This is a genomic window from Shewanella subflava (assembly GCF_025971955.1).
Lineage (GTDB): Bacteria > Pseudomonadota > Gammaproteobacteria > Enterobacterales > Shewanellaceae > Shewanella > Shewanella subflava.
Genome location: NZ_JAPDMX010000033.1, coordinates 336,152 through 354,333, shown reverse-complemented (window position 1 = coordinate 354,333; position 18,182 = coordinate 336,152). Strand labels below are relative to the sequence as shown.

Here is an 18,182-nt window from a genome sequence, read left to right as displayed (position 1 = left end):
GAATTTACGCTAAAGGGAATAATAACAATGAAAAATAAACTATTTTGTCGTCTAAAGACCGGATTGGCCATAGCATCAATCACCATTGGGTTCAGTTTTAACTTGTATGCCAATGATGACCAGCCATTTTCCATTGCCATTCATGGCGGAGCGGGCACTATTAACGAAGCGGATTTAAGCGAAGTGCAGCAACAAGCTTATCGAGATAAATTGCAACAAGCGATTAATGCCGGACATGAGATTTTAACCAAAGGCGGTGACAGTTTAGATGCCGTACAAGCTGCCATTAATGTATTAGAAGACAGCCCTTTATTTAACGCAGGGGTCGGCGCGGTTTATACTTTTGACGGAAAACATGAGTTAGATGCTTCTATCATGGATGGACGCAATATGGCTGCAGGGGCGGTTGCGGGGGTCACTCATATTAAAAATCCGATTAATTTAGCGAGAGCTGTGATGGAAAAGTCTCCCCATGTGATGCTTTATGGACAGGGCGCTGAAGAGTTTGCCATTACCCAAGGTATGACTTTTGTATCAAATCAACACTTTGATACCACGCATCGATATAACCAACTTCTCGATGCCAAACGAAAAATCATTAAATCAGAAGCGAAAGATCATGATTATCAAGCTTCGGTTAATCAACTTGATGCTAACTACAAATTTGGCACGGTCGGCGCAGTTGCACTTGATAAACAAGGCAATCTTGCCGCTGGAACCTCAACAGGTGGTATGACGGCAAAGCGATTTGGTCGAATCGGTGATGCTCCAGTTATTGGCGCAGGTAACTATGCCGAAAATGGGACTTGTGCGATCTCTGCTACCGGACATGGTGAATACTTTATTCGCTACAATGTGGCAGCAGATATCTGCGCGCGGGTAAAATACCAACAAAAATCGATTATTCAAGCGGCTGACGAGGTTATTAACCAAAGACTTGCCACAGCCGGAGGCACTGGCGGAGTGATTGCGATTGATGACAAAGGCAATATTGCAACCCCCTTTAATACATCAGGCATGTATCGTGCAACCAAAGTGGGTGACCAGCCGGCTAATATTATGATTTGGCGTGATAAATAACTTGCTTCTTCGCCGCGTCGTTAACTGGATGCACAATGTTGTTGGATAATCGATATACCCGATGATCTTGATTGAATTTATTTTGCTGCTGTTTAATGGTTTTTGACTAAACTTAGTTTAGGCATGGTGTGATGGCATGCTTATTAAGACCTCTGGTTGTTATGAGGGCGTCAGCTGAGGTGGCAACGCCCTTAACAACCTAAATATAAGTCGCCCAATCCTATGCGCTAAACCTGAATATATCAGGAGGATTGTGCCAAAAAACATTATGGGGAAATGCAATGGATTCTATTAAAATAATTGATTATATGGATAAACGCCCAGTGCTGTTAAAGGCTAATATGTCAATTGCTGTGGCGGTTGAAAAGTTACTCACCAGCAATCGTCCCGGCGCGCCAGTCATTGGCGAACAAGGCGAGTTAGTTGGCTTTTTATCACAACAGGATTGTTTGGCTGTGATGCTAAAAAGTAGTTATCACTGCGACCTAACCAGTACAGTAAAAGATTGTATGCGTACCGAGGTGTTAAGTGTTGGCCCGCAAGACAGTATGTTGCACTTAGCTGAACAAATGACAGGCGCAAAACCTAAAATTTATCCTGTGGTTGATCAAGGCAAAGTCATTGGGGCGATTACCCGCCAAGATGTCCTAAAAGCGATGAACACTTACATGCAACAATGTTATTTATCACCCGCATAAAGCGATTATCGGCATAGGTGCCTAAAAAGCCACCATTCTGATGCGCTAAAACATACCAATGTGTCCGCTTCCTTGCTAGGATCGATTATTTAAATATCGATGCTAGCCAAGGAAACAAATTTGAACGCGGATATTAAGCCACTCTCTAAAGCCTTCTTACAGCGTTGTGTGCAAACCGACGCGGCCTATATTCGTCGCCGTTTGTTCCGTCTTAATAAGCAAAGCAACTCAGCGCCCAAGAGTGAAGCTGCGAGGCAAGCTGAAATGGCGGAACTTGAAGCAAGGGCACTTGCATCGGTTGAAAAAGTACAACAACGCCTGAATAACCGTCCTAAAATTCATTATCCAGATGACTTACCTGTTTCACAAAAACGTGATGAAATTGCCAGTGCCATAGCAACCAATCAAGTGGTCATAGTGGCGGGCGAAACAGGCTCAGGTAAAACCACCCAGTTGCCTAAAATATGTCTAGATTTAGGTTTGGGTTGCCGAGGTCTTATTGGCCATACCCAACCACGACGTCTCGCTGCTCGAAGTGTTGCCAGTCGTATCGCCGATGAATTGAAGAGTCCGCTAGGTGAAATTGTGGGCTTTAAAGTCCGTTTTGCTGATGCTATCAGTGAAAATAGCTACGTTAAGCTAATGACCGACGGTATTTTATTGGCCGAACTCACATCGGATAAGTATTTAAATCAATACGATGCAATCATTATCGATGAAGCGCATGAGCGTAGTCTCAATATTGATTTTATCTTAGGTTATTTAAAACAAGTACTCAAAAAACGTCCCGAACTTAAAGTCATTATTACTTCCGCAACCATCGATGTTGAGCGGTTTTCAACACATTTTGACAATGCACCAGTGATTGAAGTTTCTGGCCGTACCTACCCAGTAGACACGCGTTATCGTCCTTTAGTGCAAGATGATGACGCAGATCGTGATGTTACAGATGGGATTTTTTCCGCCGTTGATGAGCTGATTGCCGAAGGTCCCGGTGATATCCTCATTTTTATGAACGGTGAGCGGGAAATTCGAGATACTGCCGATATGCTGCGAAAACAGAATTATCGCGATACCGAAATTTTGCCTTTGTATGCACGGTTATCTTATGGTGAACAATCTAAAGTCTTTAGTAGCCATATCGGTCGTCGCATCGTACTGGCCACCAACGTGGCAGAAACATCATTAACGGTTCCGGGGATCCGTTATGTCATTGACCCAGGAACCGCAAGAATAAGTCGCTATAGTTATCGCACAAAAGTGCAACGTTTACCGATAGAACCTATTTCGCAAGCCAGTGCTAATCAGCGTCAAGGACGTTGTGGTCGTGTTGGCCCCGGGATTTGCATTCGCTTGTACGATGAAGCCGATTTTAATCAGCGCCCTGAATTTACTGACCCTGAAATTTTACGCACAAATTTAGCCTCGGTTATTTTGCAAATGTTGGCGATTGGTTTGGGAGATATTGCAGGGTTCCCATTTATTCAACCACCAGAGCAAAAGCATATTCGTGATGGTTTTTTACTGCTAGAAGAGTTACAAGCTGTAAAGAAACAAAAGGGCGATTTAGTGCTTACCCAACTGGGGCGTAATTTAGCCAAAATACCCCTTGATCCTCGATTAGCTCGTATGGTGTTTGAAGCCAATCAACAAGGCTGCTTACATGAAGCGCTGGTGATCACCGCAGGATTATCGATACAAGATCCGCGTGAGCGTCCTATAGAGAAAAAACAAGCTGCAGATGAGTGTCATAACCGATTTGCTGATAAAGATTCAGATTTTAGCAGTTGGATAAAATTATGGGATCACATTAAAGATCAAAAACGAGAACTTTCTGCCAGTCAATTTAGAAAACAGTGCCGCGATGAATATTTAGCATATTTACGGGTGCGTGAATGGCAAGACTTGTATACCCAACTGAAACAGGCTGTTCACGAATTAAAGTGGCGCCTTAATGATACGCCAGCAGGTTACGATAATTTACATAAAGCATTGCTGGCGGGGTTACTGAGCCATATTGGTTTTAAAGACGTTAACAATGAGTATTTAGGTGCGCGAAATAGAAAGTTTTTTGTCTTTCCCGGATCGCCATTAGCTAAAAAAGGCCCTAAGTGGATTATGGCGGCAGAGTTAACTGAAACCTCAAGGTTATTCGCCCGCTGCTGTGCCAAAATTCAACCTGAATGGCTAGAACCATTAGCTACGCATTTAATTAAGAAAAATCATGTAGAACCGCATTTTGAAGCGAAAGCGGGCAGCGTGGTCGCCTTTGAAAACCAAGTGCTGTATGGCTTAACGGTTGTTAATCGCCGTCGAGTGCAATATGGCCCCATTGAGCCAATTGAAGCCCGTGAAATCTTTATAAGAAGCGCGCTTGCTGAAGGTCAGTTACAAACGAAAGAAGCGTTCTTTGTTAATAATCAAAAGTTGTTAGAAGACATTGAAAGTCTGGAGCATAAATCCAGACGTCGTGACATTCTGGTGGATGAAGACGTGTTGGTGGATTTTTATGAACCTCGTATTCCAGAAGGTATTTATAACGCGCCGCTATTTTTTAAATGGTGGAAAAAAGCCCGCGTAGCACAACCTGAATTATTGGATTTTAATGAAGATCTATTGATGCAGCGCAGTGCTGATCATGTTTCCGCTTTAGATTTTCCAGAAGTGTGGCATAAAGGGAATTTAGCGCTGAAAGTCAGTTACCATTTTGAACCAGCAAGTGCCGATGATGGTGTGTCTATTCATATTCCGGTTGCACTATTAAATCAAATAGATGATCAAGATTTTGACTGGTTAGTACCTGGACTGAGAGAAGAGAAAGTCATTGCATTAATTAAATCTTTGCCTAAGGCTTTACGACGTAATTTTGTTCCCGCACCGGATTATGCTAAAGCATGTGTGCAGGCGATGACACCGTTTGAGTTACCCTTAATTGACAGTTTATGTAAGCAATTGCTTCGCATGAGCGGTACTCGAATTAGCCCTGATGATTTTGATTTTAGCCAATTAACTGCCCATCTATTAATTAACTTTAAAATAGAAGATGACAAAGGCCGCTTAGTTGCTCAAGGTCGACAAATTGAACCGTTAAAAGAGCAGTTACAAGGTGTGGTGGCCAAAGCCATTCGACAGGTGGCTGATAAAGGGATTGAACAGGAAAGTTTAACCTCATGGTCATTTGGTAACTTGCCAGAGCAATATCAACAACGAAAAGGCAATTACGAGGTAAAAGCCTTTCCTGCGTTGATTGATAATCAAGTTGATGTGGCAATTAAACTGTTTGATGATGAACTTGAAGCGGCTAAACAGCATAGGTTAGGGATCAGGCGTCTATTACTCATCAATATTCCCTCACCGGTTAAGCATTTACAAAAATCCTTACCTAATAAAGCGAAACTGGCAATGTACTTCAATCCTTTTGGACAGGTGCAATTATTGATTGATGATATTATTCAAGCCTCTGTGCAACAATTGCTTGATCAAAAAAATCTGGATATTCGTAATGAGCAGCAATTTGAACAAGCAAAAGATTGGGTTAGGCAAGAGTTAAATTCTACTGCGGAACAAATTGCCTTAAAAGTAGAAAGGGTGTTGACGATTTACCAACAGATCAAAAAACGTTTGAAAGGTAAAATCAGTTTAGATATAGCATTTGCTATGAGTGACATTCAAACCCAGCTGGATAAATTGGTTTATAAAGGGTTTGTACAGGAATGTGGTTGGGATAAATTAGCGGACGTAGCGCGTTATTTATCCGCGATAGAAAATCGCTTAGACAAATTACCTGTGGATCCAAGCCGAGATAGATTACACATGCACAGTATTAGCAAGGTTGAAGCAATACTGGCTGCGCAGCTAGCTAAAGTGCCTCGTTTGCAACCCGTGCCTGACGCGTTAATAGAGGCAAGATGGATGATCGAGGAGTATCGTGTGTCATGTTTTGCCCAAGTACTAGGCACAGCTTACCCTATATCTGAAAAACGTATTTTGAATCACATTAATCAAGTTTAAATTGCATTGATGATTAAGGCTAAACCTCAATTTGTGCTGAAAATTGAGGTTTTTAATGACAATGTATTACCAACGCAAACGTTCCGGTAGCAGGCTTTGGCCATAATGCTCAATAATTTCACCCACAGATTGTTGATTAATCTGGCTTAGCGCAGAGATCTCGCTGATGAGCCTGTCTTGAACATCCACAGGCATGCTCATGTTATCCATAAACAAATGCATCGCTAAATCATCTGCTTTACCAAACAAATCCACTAATTTGCTAGCTTCATATTCAATAAGTGTATTCATTATTACTCCCTAAAAACCAGTTGGGGTTACTTACAATATAGTCTTAAAGAAAATGCTCTGTTATAACCATTGGTAGCAATGAACCTTAAAATACTTGCATTGGTGGTATAAAAAACGACTAACATTGTGAAAGTCTTTCATGTTTTTTTGGTTGAAATTGCATTATTCAGCAATAAAAACATTCAATTCTGTAAGTTTTTTGTAATAAGTTGGCACTAAGGCTAGTAATGAGGATCCTTTGGTTGATATACTTGTGAGCAAGAAGAACGCGATTGGTACTCTTCTCTGTGAATAGGCAAATGTTACTGACAAAATTGTCACAATAATAAACATACCTAGCCCCTCAACGACCTTAAAAGAAGATTGGAGTGATTATGGAAGTTCATGAATACGAAAACGCTTACTACCAAGTAAAAGACGACGTGTTAGAGTCATTACCTTCTGACGAAGAGTAATCACTACTGAACTCGCAATAACAATCTATGGATTTAGGTTGACTCTCCAAGAGACATTACAAGCACATTTAAAAATAGCAGCCTAGGCTGCTATTTTTTTATCTTTTTACGTTCAACAATTCGCGGCTTGTTAAGAGTATTTGAGATTAAGTGGATGTGTGGTTGAAAATGTAATGTATAGCTGTGCTTAAGCCTGCAAGCTTAAGTGCGATCAATCTGCAGGCTATCAAGATGAAGGGAGTGTTTAACCGTTAATACGACCTTTTTCTGGTACAACTTCAATAATCACCCATTTTTTACCTTGTTTTTCAAGACGAAGAGTGCGGTCATCAACCCAAGGTTTACCGCCTTTTAGTCCTTCCATTTTTACAATAATGGTCACTTCATCGGTAAACTTACGGAAAAAGTCGATATCAATTTCATCAATACTCATAGTTACGTTTGTCATTGACAACCCTAATACATGACGTTGTACTGATGAGGCAATATGGTAATGTTCCAGTACCTCTCTCATCTCTGGGGTGACATAGGGGAGGGCTTTACTAACATCTCTGTCGGTATAAATGGCTTCAAAAAAACTGAGCGTGACGCTTTCTGGAGTTTGTGGTGCTTCTGTTTTTTCGATGAGCTTCTCGCAGCCAAATAATGCTAATAAACTGAAAATTAGAATGAATCTGTACATAAGAATATTGATAACCTTATAAAAAACTGCAGGTAAGGGAGAAATTAAACGCAAACCCGTTTTAAGTCATGGGGTTGGTATAAAACTTAACCAAATGAATGACTAATAGTATCTATAATTAATTTAGTACTAGCAAGGTTAGTGTAAAAATTGCTATGGTGAAAGTGTACAGAAAGTTAAACCTAGCCACGACCTTGATTTCAATAGTCGTTAAAAGTGCACGTCTTAAAGGTTATCCACAGAATCTGTGGACAAGTATGTTAACGAATTCGCTGAAACTGCATAACTCATTGTTTTTTATGTTCTATATTTCTTGGTTAAAAATTACCTCATCCAGTAAAAATTTGTAATAAAAAAGCACTGCCATTACAGCAGTGCTTTTTTGTGTTATCGACCTAGCAATAAATTGCCGTTGAAGTGGCCTATTTTACTTCATTTTGTGCAGCTTGAATGGCTGTTAATGCGATGGTGTAAACAATATCATCAACTAATGCACCACGGGATAAATCGTTTACAGGCTTACGCATCCCCTGAAGCATAGGCCCAATACTGATCAAATCGGCGCTTCGCTGAACCGCTTTGTAGGTGGTGTTACCTGTGTTTAAATCTGGGAATACAAAGACGGTTGCTTTACCAGCCACAGGGCTATTTGGCGCTTTAGATTGTGCTACATTTGGCATTACAGCCGCATCGTATTGAAGTGGACCATCAATGATTAAGTCGGGACGTTTTTCTTTAGCAATACGGGTTGCTTCACGCACTTTATCGACATCAGAACCTGTACCTGAGGTACCTGTAGAGTAGCTGATCATCGCAACTCGTGGCTCGATACCAAATGCCGCAGCCGACTCAGCAGACTGAATGGCAATATCTGCTAATTGCTCAGGATTCGGATCTGGATTAATCGCACAATCGCCGTAAACCAGTACTTGATCAGGCATCAACATAAAGAAGATTGAAGACACTAAACTTGAACCTGGCGCCGTTTTAATCAGCTGTAAAGGTGGGCGGATAGTGTTCGCAGTGGTGTTAATTGCACCTGATACAATACCATCCACTTCATCCTCAGCTAACATCATGGTACCTAATACCATGTTGTCTTCTAATTGCTCTTTAGCAACCACTTCCGTCAACCCTTTATGACGACGAAGTCCAAGCATTGGCTCTACATATCTGTCACGTGCTGTTTCAGGATCGATAATCTCAACGCCTTCACCTAATATGACATCTTGAACAGAAGCAATACGTAAAATTTCTTCTCTGTTACCTAAAAGCACACAACGGGCAATACCGCGTTCAGCACAAATTGCCGCAGCTTTGATTGTACGAGGTTCTTCACCTTCAGGCAGTACAATGGTCTTACGCGCAGCACGGGCAAGCTCTGTTAACTTGTAACGGAATGCAGGTGGCGACAAACGATGTTCGCGGGTTGAGTCTTGAGTGACACTTTCAATCCAGCTTTGATCGATATGGCTGGCAACGTACTCTTGTACTTTTTCCACGCGCACTGAATCGTCAACAGGCACTTCATGATCAAATCGCTGAATATTAAGCGACGTTTGCCATGTATTACTGTCAATTAAGAAAACCGGCAAGCCAGTCTCAAATGCTTGCTCACAAAGCTTCATGATTTCAGGTTCAGGTTCATAACCACCGGTTAGCAGTAAAGCACCAATTTTTACGCCGTTCATTGCCGCTAAACACGCGGACACAATGACATCAGAGCGATCACCTGAAGTTACCAACAATGAGTTGGTTTTAATATGGTTAACCATATTGGGGATCGAACGGGCACAGAATGTTACTCGACGCATGCGGCGGGTATGCATTTCACCCGCGTTGATGATTTTAGCATTTAAATGCTTTGCCAAATCCGATGCTCGTGGTGAAATGAGATCCAAATTAAAGGGGACACTTCCTAAAATACGTAACGGACTTTTACCTGGTAACTGGAACATCCCAGCGGTATCGCCAATTTTGATGTCATTATGATCAAATACTTCAGATAAGTCCGGACGAGCTCGGCCTTCTTCATCAGTAGGTGCGCCAATTTTGTTGATTACCGCACCAATAACACGTTTGTTTTTAACTCCGCCCCACGAGTTATAAGCTATCTCTAATCGGTTCATTAGACCGTTGGGGGTGTCATTGCCTGGGGTGGCAATAAATACCACATCCGCATCAAGTGCTTTGGCTATTTCGTAGTTAATGTCATCTGCAAATGGATGGCTGCGAGTTGGCACTAAACCTTCAATCACAATCGTTTCAGTATTTGATGCACATTCTGCGGCTCTGGCAATGATTTGTTCCATTAATACGTCTGTTTGCTCAGAACGGATTAAGGCTTCAGCATGATCCATGTTAAATGGTTCAAGTGGGTTCACCGTTGGCGACTTACTTAAAATCGTAGTTGAACGTTCTGGGCCTTTATCGCCTGAACGAATTTGAGCAATAGGTTTGAAAAACTGCACTTTAACGCCTTTGCGTTCAAGGGCGCGTACCATACCTAAACTGATCGATGTCAAACCCACGCCTATTCCGATTGGAACCAGCATAATATTACGAGACATAAAAACCTCTAATCATGTAATGTTTACCTAACCTAAACTGGGGTTAAGCGATAAATAATTGGTGTAAAGACAATCTAAGTTCAATGTCTAAGGTGCAAACTTGAACTGTGGCATGACAACAGGCAAATGCATAAATCAGTGCTTAAGCTATTGCATGGATTTGTATGTCAGAATAACCCAATGAGCCATGCAAATGCCTGTTTGGCATATACTTAATATTCAGATTTGTCGTTACTTAGCTGAAATTAGCTTAACCGCATCTTCAGCGATAACCCATTCTTCATTGGTTGGGATCACCATCGCAACAGGGCTATTATCCGCAGTGATAATGCCATCATGACCGAAACGTGCTGCTTTGTTTTTAGTCTCATCAACGGTGAAGTTAAATATAGCTAATAAATCCAAAACTTTTGCACGAATGATGTCAGAGTTTTCACCAATGCCGCCGGTGAAAATAATCGCATCTAAACGTCCAAGTGGCACGGTATAAGCTGCAATGTATTTCGCCAAACGGTAGCAGAAAATCTCTAATGCGAGTGTGGCGCCTTTGTGTCCATCTTGATAGCCTTCTTCAATGCCACGGCAATCATTGGTCAGTTCAGAAATGCCTAAAAGGCCACTTTGCTTGTTCAGTACATTATTCACTTCTTTAAGGGTATAACCTAACTGGTCGACTAAATGAAAAATAATCGAAGGGTCTAAGTCGCCACAGCGTGTGCCCATCACCAAACCTTCAAGTGGTGTTAACCCCATTGATGTATCGACGCTTTTACCCCCTCTGATGGCTGTTACTGACGCGCCATTACCTAAGTGAGCGACGATAACATTGGTATCTGAAATCGGTTTGTTCAGTACTTTAGCCGCTTCGCGACTAACATAAAGATGGCTGGTGCCATGCATGCCATAACGGCGTATGCCATGTTCGCGATAAAGTTTATATGGCAAGGCATAAACGTACGCTTTTTCAGGCATCGTTTGGTGAAAAGCGGTATCGAATACCGCGACTTGTGGTAATGATGGAAATGAGGCCATTGCCGCACGAATACCAATCAAATGCGCAGGATTATGCAATGGTGCAAGTGATGCACAGTCTTCAATTCCCTGAATCACATCTGGGGTGATAATCACTGAACGAGTAAATTTCTCGCCACCATGAACAATACGATGCCCAACGGCTTTAATTTGTGCGGCTAACTCTGGTTGGCCAGCTAGAATCGTTTTAACAATATATTCAACAGCTTCACGATGCGCGGTAAATGCGCCTAATTTGGCCTCATTTTTGCCGCCTTGAGCTTTCCATTTGATACGGGAATCTTCAAGACCAAAGCATTCTGCCAACCCCGAAATATGCTCTTCACCTGATTCGGCACCAATAACGGCAAATTTAAGTGATGAACTGCCACAGTTTAAAACTAATACTAAATTATCTGACACTTGGTTATCTGACATAATTAGACCTTAATAAGCTTAATCAACAATTTTATACAATGCGCAACCTGATCGAGGTGAAGCAGCGCATGGGTATCGTGTTAGCCAATATCATTTTGGCTGTTTATTTGGGACAAACTTACTCAATATGCTATTGTTTAAGCATGTTCCATCATGTTAGGTAATTCTTTTTGGTACTCAATGTTGTCACGCTAATTCGCGACGGTAAAAAATACATGTCTACTTGGCCTATGGTGCGCCAGTTAAGCTTTTATTTTCCTGAATATCGAGTGGTAAAAGCCACTCAAACTGCTTTTTGGGCAATGCCTGTTATTGCCCTGTTTGCCGCATTTAGCCAAATTTATGTATTAGGTTGGGCACATTTACCCCAAACCTTAGCGATGACCTTGCTTATCATCAGTCTGCCTATTCAGGGACTATTATGGTTAGGATGGCGTGCTCGCCACCCATTACCGTTAACCTTATTTGATTGGAGTAACCAGCTGAGTCAAAAGCTCAATCAAATGGGGGTTACTTGCCAACCGTTAGGCGCCAAAGCGTGTTACTTAGATTTGGCGGTACTGCTTAATATTGCCTTTGAACGCTTGGACACACATTATTGGGATGAGCTATAATCAAGCGAAAACACAAGGGCTAATCTCATTCAAGCGTAGTTAAAAATGAGCTGCTATTCCACGTTCGGTAAAAACTTGTTGAATGGATAACAGGGTTTCTTTACTGGGTGGAGACACATTGGCTAAAGGGGATGTTTCGCCAAAAGCTTGCCATTTATGTTCACCAAGTTGGTGATACGGTAATAATTCCACTTTTTCCACGTTTTGCATCGGTTTAATAAATTCTGCTAATTGGATTGCAGATGCCACATCATCAGTAAAGCCATTAACAACAACATAACGTATCCAGGTTTTTTGGTTACGTTCTGCTAGGTACTGTGCAAACTGTAATGTACGTTGATTACTGACTTTAGTGAGTAGAATATGGGTTGGGTCGTCCATTTGTTTAATGTCGAGCAGCACAAGATCGGTATTATCAAGTAACTCGTCAATAACAGCGTCGTATTTTCTGACAAAGCCGTTAGTATCTAAGCAAGTGTGAATATGCTGTTGCTTACAGGCTTTAAAAAGCGCAGAAACAAATTCAGCTTGTAAAATTGCTTCACCACCGCTTGCAGTAACACCACCGCCACTGGATTCTAAAAACGGGCGATAGGTCATGATTTGCGACATTAACTCATCAACTGAGACTTCTTTACCACCGTCTAAATCCCAAGTGTCACGGTTGTGACAATACTGACAACGCATTAAACAGCCTTGCATAAAAGCAATATAACGAATGCCGGGACCATCTACAGTGCCAAATGATTCAATTGAGTGAATACGACCGATTGTCATAACAACCCCTTTATATGCTGAGTACCTATAAATTGAGCAAAGAAAAAAGCTGTATCGAATATTCGATACAGCTAATTTTAGCAGAGTTTATAAACCTTTAGTGAAGGTTCTGGTAATAACATCTTGCTGCTGCTCTGGGGTCAGCGCATTGAAACGGACTGCATAACCTGATACGCGAATAGTTAACTGTGGATACTTATCAGGATTGACGATGGCATCCTCTAGCATTTCACGGTTCATTACATTCACGTTTAAGTGTTGGCCACCTTCTTGACGATCATTGTGGGTGAAGTATCCATCCATCAATGCTGCAAGGTTATTGCGGCGTGCAGTGTCTTCTTTACCTAAAGCATTTGGTACAATTGAGAAGGTATAAGAAATACCGTCTTGTGCATGCTCAAAGGGTAGTTTACCCACGGAGGTTAATGAAGCAATGGCGCCATTTTCATCGCGGCCGTGCATAGGGTTAGCACCCGGAGCAAATGGTGCTCCAGCTTTACGCCCATCTGGTGTATTACCGGTTTTTTTGCCGTAAACAACATTAGAGGTAATGGTTAAAATAGATTGAGTTGGAATCGCATTGCGGTACATTTTTTTATGGCGAATTTTGTCCATAAAACGTTCTACCAAATCACAAGCGATATCATCTACACGTGCATCATTGTTTCCAAACTTTGGATAGTCGCCTTCAATTTCAAAATCGATAGCGATGCCATTTTCGTCACGAATTGGTGTCACTTTGGCATATTTAATGGCTGAAAGTGAATCCGCTGCAATCGATAAGCCAGCAATACCACATGCCATAGTACGGCGAACATCACGGTCATGTAATGCCATTAATGCCGCTTCGTAAGAATACTTGTCATGCATGTAATGAATCGTGTTTAACGCAGTGACATATTGGGTTGCTAACCAATCCATTTGCGAGTCTAAACGTGCCATAACATCATCAAATGTGAGTACGTCTGATGTGATAGGAGCAGTTTTAGGTGCAATTTGTGTTTTCAGTTTTTCATCAACACCACCATTGATAGCATATAACATGGTTTTTGCTAGGTTAGCGCGCGCGCCGAAAAACTGCATGTGTTTACCTACAATCATAGGGCTAACACAACATGCAATAGCATAGTCATCATTGTTGAAATCAGGACGCATTAAATCATCATTTTCGTACTGAATTGAACTGGTATCAATGGAGACTTTGGCGCAGTAGCTTTTGAAGGCTTGCGGTAATTGTGTTGACCAAAGTACTGTGATGTTTGGTTCAGGGCTTGGGCCCATGTTGTATAGCGTGTGCAAGAAGCGGAAGCTTGATTTTGTTACAAGCGTGCGACCATCTACACCCATACCTGCAATAGATTCGGTTGCCCAAATTGGGTCACCAGAGAATAACTCATCGTATTCAGGCGTACGTAAAAAGCGCACCATTCGTAACTTCATTACAAAATGGTCAACCATCTCTTGCGCTTGTTGCTCAGTAATTACACCATTGTTGATATCACGTTCAATATAGATATCTAAGAAGGTTGATGTACGGCCTAATGACATTGCCGCGCCATTTTGGCTTTTTACTGCCGCAAGGTAACCAAAGTAAGTCCATTGAATGGCTTCTTTAGCTGAAGTGGCTGGTTTTGAAATGTCACAGCCATATTTAGCTGCCATCACTTTCATTTGAGCAAGTGCACGATGTTGCTCTGCAATTTCTTCTCGAAGTTGAATGACGTTGTTTAGATCTTCACCCGCTTCCATCTGCGCTTGTAAGGAAGTGAACTGGGCAAGCTTGTCTTGCATTAAATAGTCGATACCGTATAACGCAATACGGCGGTAATCACCAATAATGCGGCCACGGCCGTAAGCATCAGGTAAACCGGTTAAAACCCCTGATTTACGACACGCCATAATCTCAGGAGTATAAACATCGAATACACCTTGGTTATGGGTTTTACGTAATTCTGAATATACATAGTTAACGTCGCTGTCTAATTCACGGTTGTAAGCTTTACATGAACCTTCCACCATACGAATGCCGCCATTAGGGAGCATGGCACGTTTAAGTGGTGCATCGGTTTGTAAACCTACGATGGTTTCAAGCGACTGATTAATATAGCCCGCATCGTGAGAGGTAATGGTCGATACCATTTTAGTATCGAAGTCGATAGGGGCGTGGGTGGTGTTTTCTTGTTTGATGCCTTCCATCACTTTATCCCATAGAGATAATGTGGCATCGGTAGCATCCGCTAGAAATGATTCATCACCAGAATAAGGTGTGTAGTTTTTTTGAATAAAATCACGCACATTGACTTCAGTTTTCCAGTCACCTGCGACAAAGTTATTCCATGCATTTGCGAATACCGTTGTTAGATCAGTCATCTTTATTACCTTTAAACTTAATGGATCGGTATGTCAGTCTGCTTGGCATTACTGCGGCTTTAACATCAGTCACACTAGCTTAGCTAACCGGCTATAAAATTCTTTTCAGGTTTTTGGTGATATTCATTTCAAGACAACCTGATGCATCTTGTCTGCTTTATAACGTCAAATCCATGGAACATGCTGACTCTGGATTATGATTTATCGATATAGACGTTAAAAGGATATTTTTAAAAACGCCTTACGCAATATTGGTAAGACCAATTTACCTTTGTATGATACCACAGCATTTTGACATTGCCATTAATTGACCGGGATTTTATACAGGATTTGGTCAAAACTGTTAGCCAGCTAACAGTTTTGACACTATAATTCGCGCCGTTAGTAGGAATTAATTAACCTCCTGCTTATTGGGTGTGCGTATAACTCTGCTGTTAAGTTTTTTTAAGCCGTTTTGTTAGCCCAAATTGTTATCAAAAAGTAAACTTTTAATTGGTCTTACCAAATTACCTTGAGGTTTTAGCATGATTAATCTTAGGTAAAAATAAGCATAAATGGCTTATTAATGGTAGTCCGCGTGCGCTAGCGAATAATGTTGTCATCGAGAGTGATTAATGAAACCTGAAAATAGCCAATCCCCTTTACCGGCCAATCAACAAGTTGCCAGTAAACCCGAAACATCATTGTCGATTGCAGATGACTATGGATTGAAAAAAGTTCAAAAAGCATCATGGCAATCGTTCACTTTGGCGATATTTTCAGGGATGTTTATCGCCATTGCTTTTGTGTTTTATATCTCAGTCACCACCGGCAGTGATGCTGGTTGGGGGATGACACGCTTTATTGGTGGTATTGCCTTTAGTTTAGGCTTAATGCTGGTGATTGCTGCCGGCGGTGAATTATTCACTAGCACAGTGTTAACCAGTGTCGCTTGGGTGAATAAGCGGATCACAATGAGACAACAGTTACAATGCTGGACCCGAGTTTACTTAGGTAATATGGTCGGTGCACTGCTGATGGTATTGCTTATTATGCTAGGGCGATTATTTGAGTTGGCTGATGGGCAATGGGGATTAACGGCGTTGAATATTGCTCAACATAAGTTACATCACACATGGTTACAAGCATTTGTATTAGGTATTTTATGTAATGTGTTGGTGTGTTTAGGTATTTGGATGACATTTGCCACCAAAGATTTATTAACTAAATGTTTTTTAGTGATATTACCTGTTGCCATGTTTGTCGCTGCTGGTTTTGAACACTGCATTGCAAACCTATTTATGCTGCCTTTTGGTATTGCGGTACAAAATTTTGCCCCAGACAGCTTTTTTATGGCGTTAGACATTAGCCGAGACCAATTTAGCGACGTTAACTTAGCTAACGCTATTTTTAATAACTTAATTCCGGTGACGTTAGGTAATATTGTTGGTGGGGCAGTAGCAATTGGTTTAGGTTATTGGTTAGTTGAAAACGGCAGTTTTTCAACATTCAATTCAACGAATATAGTAAAAACAGCGGTGAAAACAGAAGCGGATTAGTCCTGTCGATATGATCCCTATATCAAATCCCATAAAATTGCAGGCTAGCAAGTACCATTAAGGTTCAGCTAGCCTGAATTTGGGTGAGTTGAGCAGCTTTTAAGCTTGATTTTTCCTTTCAAAATACAATTTTTGATCACTTACTTATCGTGATGGGGATAACGGCTTATCCTAGGTTGTTAAAACACGCGATAGCGCGTTAAATTTTAAACTTTAGAATAACAACCATAAACATCGGCATTGTTGTCAGGCATTTACCTTTAGCTACATACGTTCAGTTATTGACTTTTATGGGTAGTAAACTTCACGCCTATCTTTAGGGTGTCATTGGGGGGAAAGCTTGTTTAACATGCTGTTTGGGGTGTTCAAACATTCAAACTCACCGTTTTTGGGTGGGAGCTATATCATCAATTTTTCAAGTTTACCTTCAGATACAGATGTTTTTGGGGTTGAGCCTTAAGATGCAATCTTATTGGTAAAAGGGTGTTAACTATACACCACTTTAGAGATACACACAGATGATGAAGATTAACGAGTATGCAGTTAAATAAAAAGCCCGACATAAGCCGGGCCATTTTAATAACTGTTGATTATAGCGAGTGGCCCGCTATATCAATCACATTATTATTGTACGTTTTCGCTATCACCAAACTCACCAGCAAACAACACTGATGATAAGTAACGCTCAGCTGCTGAGGGTAAAACCACTACAATGGTTTTGCCAGCAAACTCAGGAAGGGCTGCGATACGGTTTGCGGCAACTACAGCTGCACCAGAAGAAATACCGACCAAGATACCTTCTTCTTTCATCAAGCGACGCGACATTTCAATCGCATCTTCATTGCTAACAGCTTCAACACGGTCAACCAAAGAAAGATCTAAGTTTCCTGGAATAAAACCAGCACCAATACCCTGAATTTTATGTGGACCAGGCTGAATAGGTTGACCCGCTTTAGCTTGCGCAATAACAGGTGAATCAACAGGCTCAACAGCAACAGAAATCACTTCTTTACCCTGTGCTTTTAAGAAGCGACTCGTACCGGTAATGGTGCCACCTGTACCTACACCGGCAACAAACACATCAACTTGTCCGTCAGTGTCGTTCCAAATTTCAGGTCCGGTTGTTTTTTCATGGATTTCTGGGTTAGCTGGGTTGCTAAATTGACCCAGTACTAGGTATTTTGACGGATCTGATTGACGAATTTCTTCGGCTTTATCAATCGCGCCTTTCATGCCTTTAGCACCTTCTGTTAACACTAAGTTTGCACCCAATGCTTTCAGTAGTTTACGACGCTCAAGACTCATAGTATTTGGCATTGTAAGGGTTAACTTGTAACCACGAGCAGCAGCAACATAAGCAAGCGCAATACCTGTGTTACCAGATGTGGGTTCGACTAACTCAACATCTTTTGTTAAGGTGCCTTTCTTTTCCGCATCCCAAATCATGTTAGCGCCAATACGACATTTCACACTAAAACTTGGATTACGCGCTTCAATTTTAGCTAACACGTTACCGTTACTGACACGATTTAAACGCACAAGTGGAGTATTACCTAAAGTATAAGAATTATCTTCGAAAATTTTGCTCATGGATTGTTTGCTCCTATTTTTGCATTGTCTAATCATAAACATCCATTGGGAATTTAG

At 41.4% G+C, this 18,182-nt stretch carries 12 protein-coding genes; 5 read left to right on the top strand and 7 right to left on the bottom strand.

All coding sequences use genetic code 11. The features are described 5' to 3' along the window. The first annotated feature begins 27 nt into the window (after positions 1–27). The 3 genes from OHT75_RS17270 (at position 28) to hrpA (ending at position 5,789) form a co-directional block, all read left to right on the top strand. Positions 28–1,080, top strand: coding sequence for an isoaspartyl peptidase/L-asparaginase family protein (locus tag OHT75_RS17270; RefSeq protein ID WP_264728864.1), 1,053 nt, complete (start codon positions 28–30; stop codon positions 1,078–1,080). A 281-nt stretch (positions 1,081–1,361) separates the two neighbouring features. After that, the gene (locus OHT75_RS17265; RefSeq protein ID WP_264728863.1) at positions 1,362–1,778 is read left to right on the top strand and encodes a CBS domain-containing protein; all 417 of its coding nucleotides are present in this window, start codon (positions 1,362–1,364) and stop codon (positions 1,776–1,778) included. A 99-nt stretch (positions 1,779–1,877) separates the two neighbouring features. Further along, positions 1,878–5,789, top strand: a complete 3,912-nt coding sequence (gene hrpA / locus OHT75_RS17260; protein WP_406682047.1) for an ATP-dependent RNA helicase HrpA — start codon at positions 1,878–1,880, stop codon at positions 5,787–5,789. Between the two features lie 66 nt (positions 5,790–5,855). Here hrpA and OHT75_RS17255 read toward each other — a convergent pair whose 3' ends face one another. The 4 genes from OHT75_RS17255 to ackA all read right to left on the bottom strand — a co-directional run bounded on the left by OHT75_RS17255 (position 5,856) and on the right by ackA (position 11,221). Then, positions 5,856–6,080, bottom strand: coding sequence for a hypothetical protein (locus tag OHT75_RS17255; protein WP_264728860.1), 225 nt, complete (start codon positions 6,078–6,080; stop codon positions 5,856–5,858). A gap of 699 nt (positions 6,081–6,779) precedes the next feature. Then, complete coding sequence (locus tag OHT75_RS17250) at positions 6,780–7,217, bottom strand: nuclear transport factor 2 family protein (RefSeq protein ID WP_264728858.1); 438 nt, start codon at positions 7,215–7,217, stop codon at positions 6,780–6,782. Between the two features lie 422 nt (positions 7,218–7,639). Then, entirely contained in the window at positions 7,640–9,787 is a 2,148-nt protein-coding gene (gene pta / locus OHT75_RS17245; RefSeq protein ID WP_264728857.1) for a phosphate acetyltransferase, read from the bottom strand. Between the two features lie 231 nt (positions 9,788–10,018). Next, positions 10,019–11,221 carry an acetate kinase gene (gene ackA, locus OHT75_RS17240; protein ID WP_264729077.1) on the bottom strand — a complete coding sequence of 401 codons (1,203 nt, stop codon included), beginning with the start codon at positions 11,219–11,221 and terminating at the stop codon, positions 10,019–10,021. 185 nt (positions 11,222–11,406) lie between these two features. On the opposite strand from ackA, the gene yfbV reads away from it, so the two are divergent. After that, positions 11,407–11,850 carry a terminus macrodomain insulation protein YfbV gene (gene yfbV / locus OHT75_RS17235; RefSeq protein WP_264728855.1) on the top strand — a complete coding sequence of 148 codons (444 nt, stop codon included), beginning with the start codon at positions 11,407–11,409 and terminating at the stop codon, positions 11,848–11,850. A 39-nt stretch (positions 11,851–11,889) separates the two neighbouring features. Here the strand turns inward: yfbV and pflA are convergent, their stop codons facing one another. Together pflA and pflB are read right to left on the bottom strand one after the other, a co-directional pair. Then, positions 11,890–12,627, bottom strand: coding sequence for a pyruvate formate lyase 1-activating protein (gene pflA / locus OHT75_RS17230; protein WP_264728853.1), 738 nt, complete (start codon positions 12,625–12,627; stop codon positions 11,890–11,892). 87 nt (positions 12,628–12,714) lie between these two features. Continuing rightward, positions 12,715–14,997 carry a formate C-acetyltransferase gene (pflB, locus tag OHT75_RS17225; RefSeq protein WP_264728852.1) on the bottom strand — a complete coding sequence of 761 codons (2,283 nt, stop codon included), beginning with the start codon at positions 14,995–14,997 and terminating at the stop codon, positions 12,715–12,717. Between the two features lie 614 nt (positions 14,998–15,611). Between pflB and focA the strand changes: the two genes are divergently transcribed. Next, on the top strand, positions 15,612–16,535 hold the full coding sequence (gene focA, locus OHT75_RS17220) for a formate transporter FocA (RefSeq protein ID WP_264728850.1): 924 nt from the start codon (positions 15,612–15,614) through the stop codon (positions 16,533–16,535). 624 nt (positions 16,536–17,159) lie between these two features. Here focA and cysK read toward each other — a convergent pair. Next, a complete protein-coding gene (cysK, locus tag OHT75_RS17215; protein ID WP_264728848.1) occupies positions 17,160–18,125 on the bottom strand; it encodes a cysteine synthase A in 966 nt (321 codons plus the stop codon). Positions 18,126–18,182: the final 57 nt, after the last annotated feature.

Coding starts and splice junctions, on each gene's coding strand:
- OHT75_RS17270 (WP_264728864.1), top strand. CDS start 28: ATGAAAAATAAACTATTTTGTCGTCTAAAGACCGGATTGGCCATAGCA.
- OHT75_RS17265 (WP_264728863.1), top strand. CDS start 1,362: ATGGATTCTATTAAAATAATTGATTATATGGATAAACGCCCAGTGCTG.
- hrpA (WP_406682047.1), top strand. CDS start 1,878: ATGCTAGCCAAGGAAACAAATTTGAACGCGGATATTAAGCCACTCTCT.
- OHT75_RS17255 (WP_264728860.1), bottom strand. CDS start 6,080: ATGAATACACTTATTGAATATGAAGCTAGCAAATTAGTGGATTTGTTT.
- OHT75_RS17250 (WP_264728858.1), bottom strand. CDS start 7,217: ATGTACAGATTCATTCTAATTTTCAGTTTATTAGCATTATTTGGCTGC.
- pta (WP_264728857.1), bottom strand. CDS start 9,787: ATGTCTCGTAATATTATGCTGGTTCCAATCGGAATAGGCGTGGGTTTG.
- pflA (WP_264728853.1), bottom strand. CDS start 12,627: ATGACAATCGGTCGTATTCACTCAATTGAATCATTTGGCACTGTAGAT.
- pflB (WP_264728852.1), bottom strand. CDS start 14,997: ATGACTGATCTAACAACGGTATTCGCAAATGCATGGAATAACTTTGTC.
- focA (WP_264728850.1), top strand. CDS start 15,612: ATGAAACCTGAAAATAGCCAATCCCCTTTACCGGCCAATCAACAAGTT.
- cysK (WP_264728848.1), bottom strand. CDS start 18,125: ATGAGCAAAATTTTCGAAGATAATTCTTATACTTTAGGTAATACTCCA.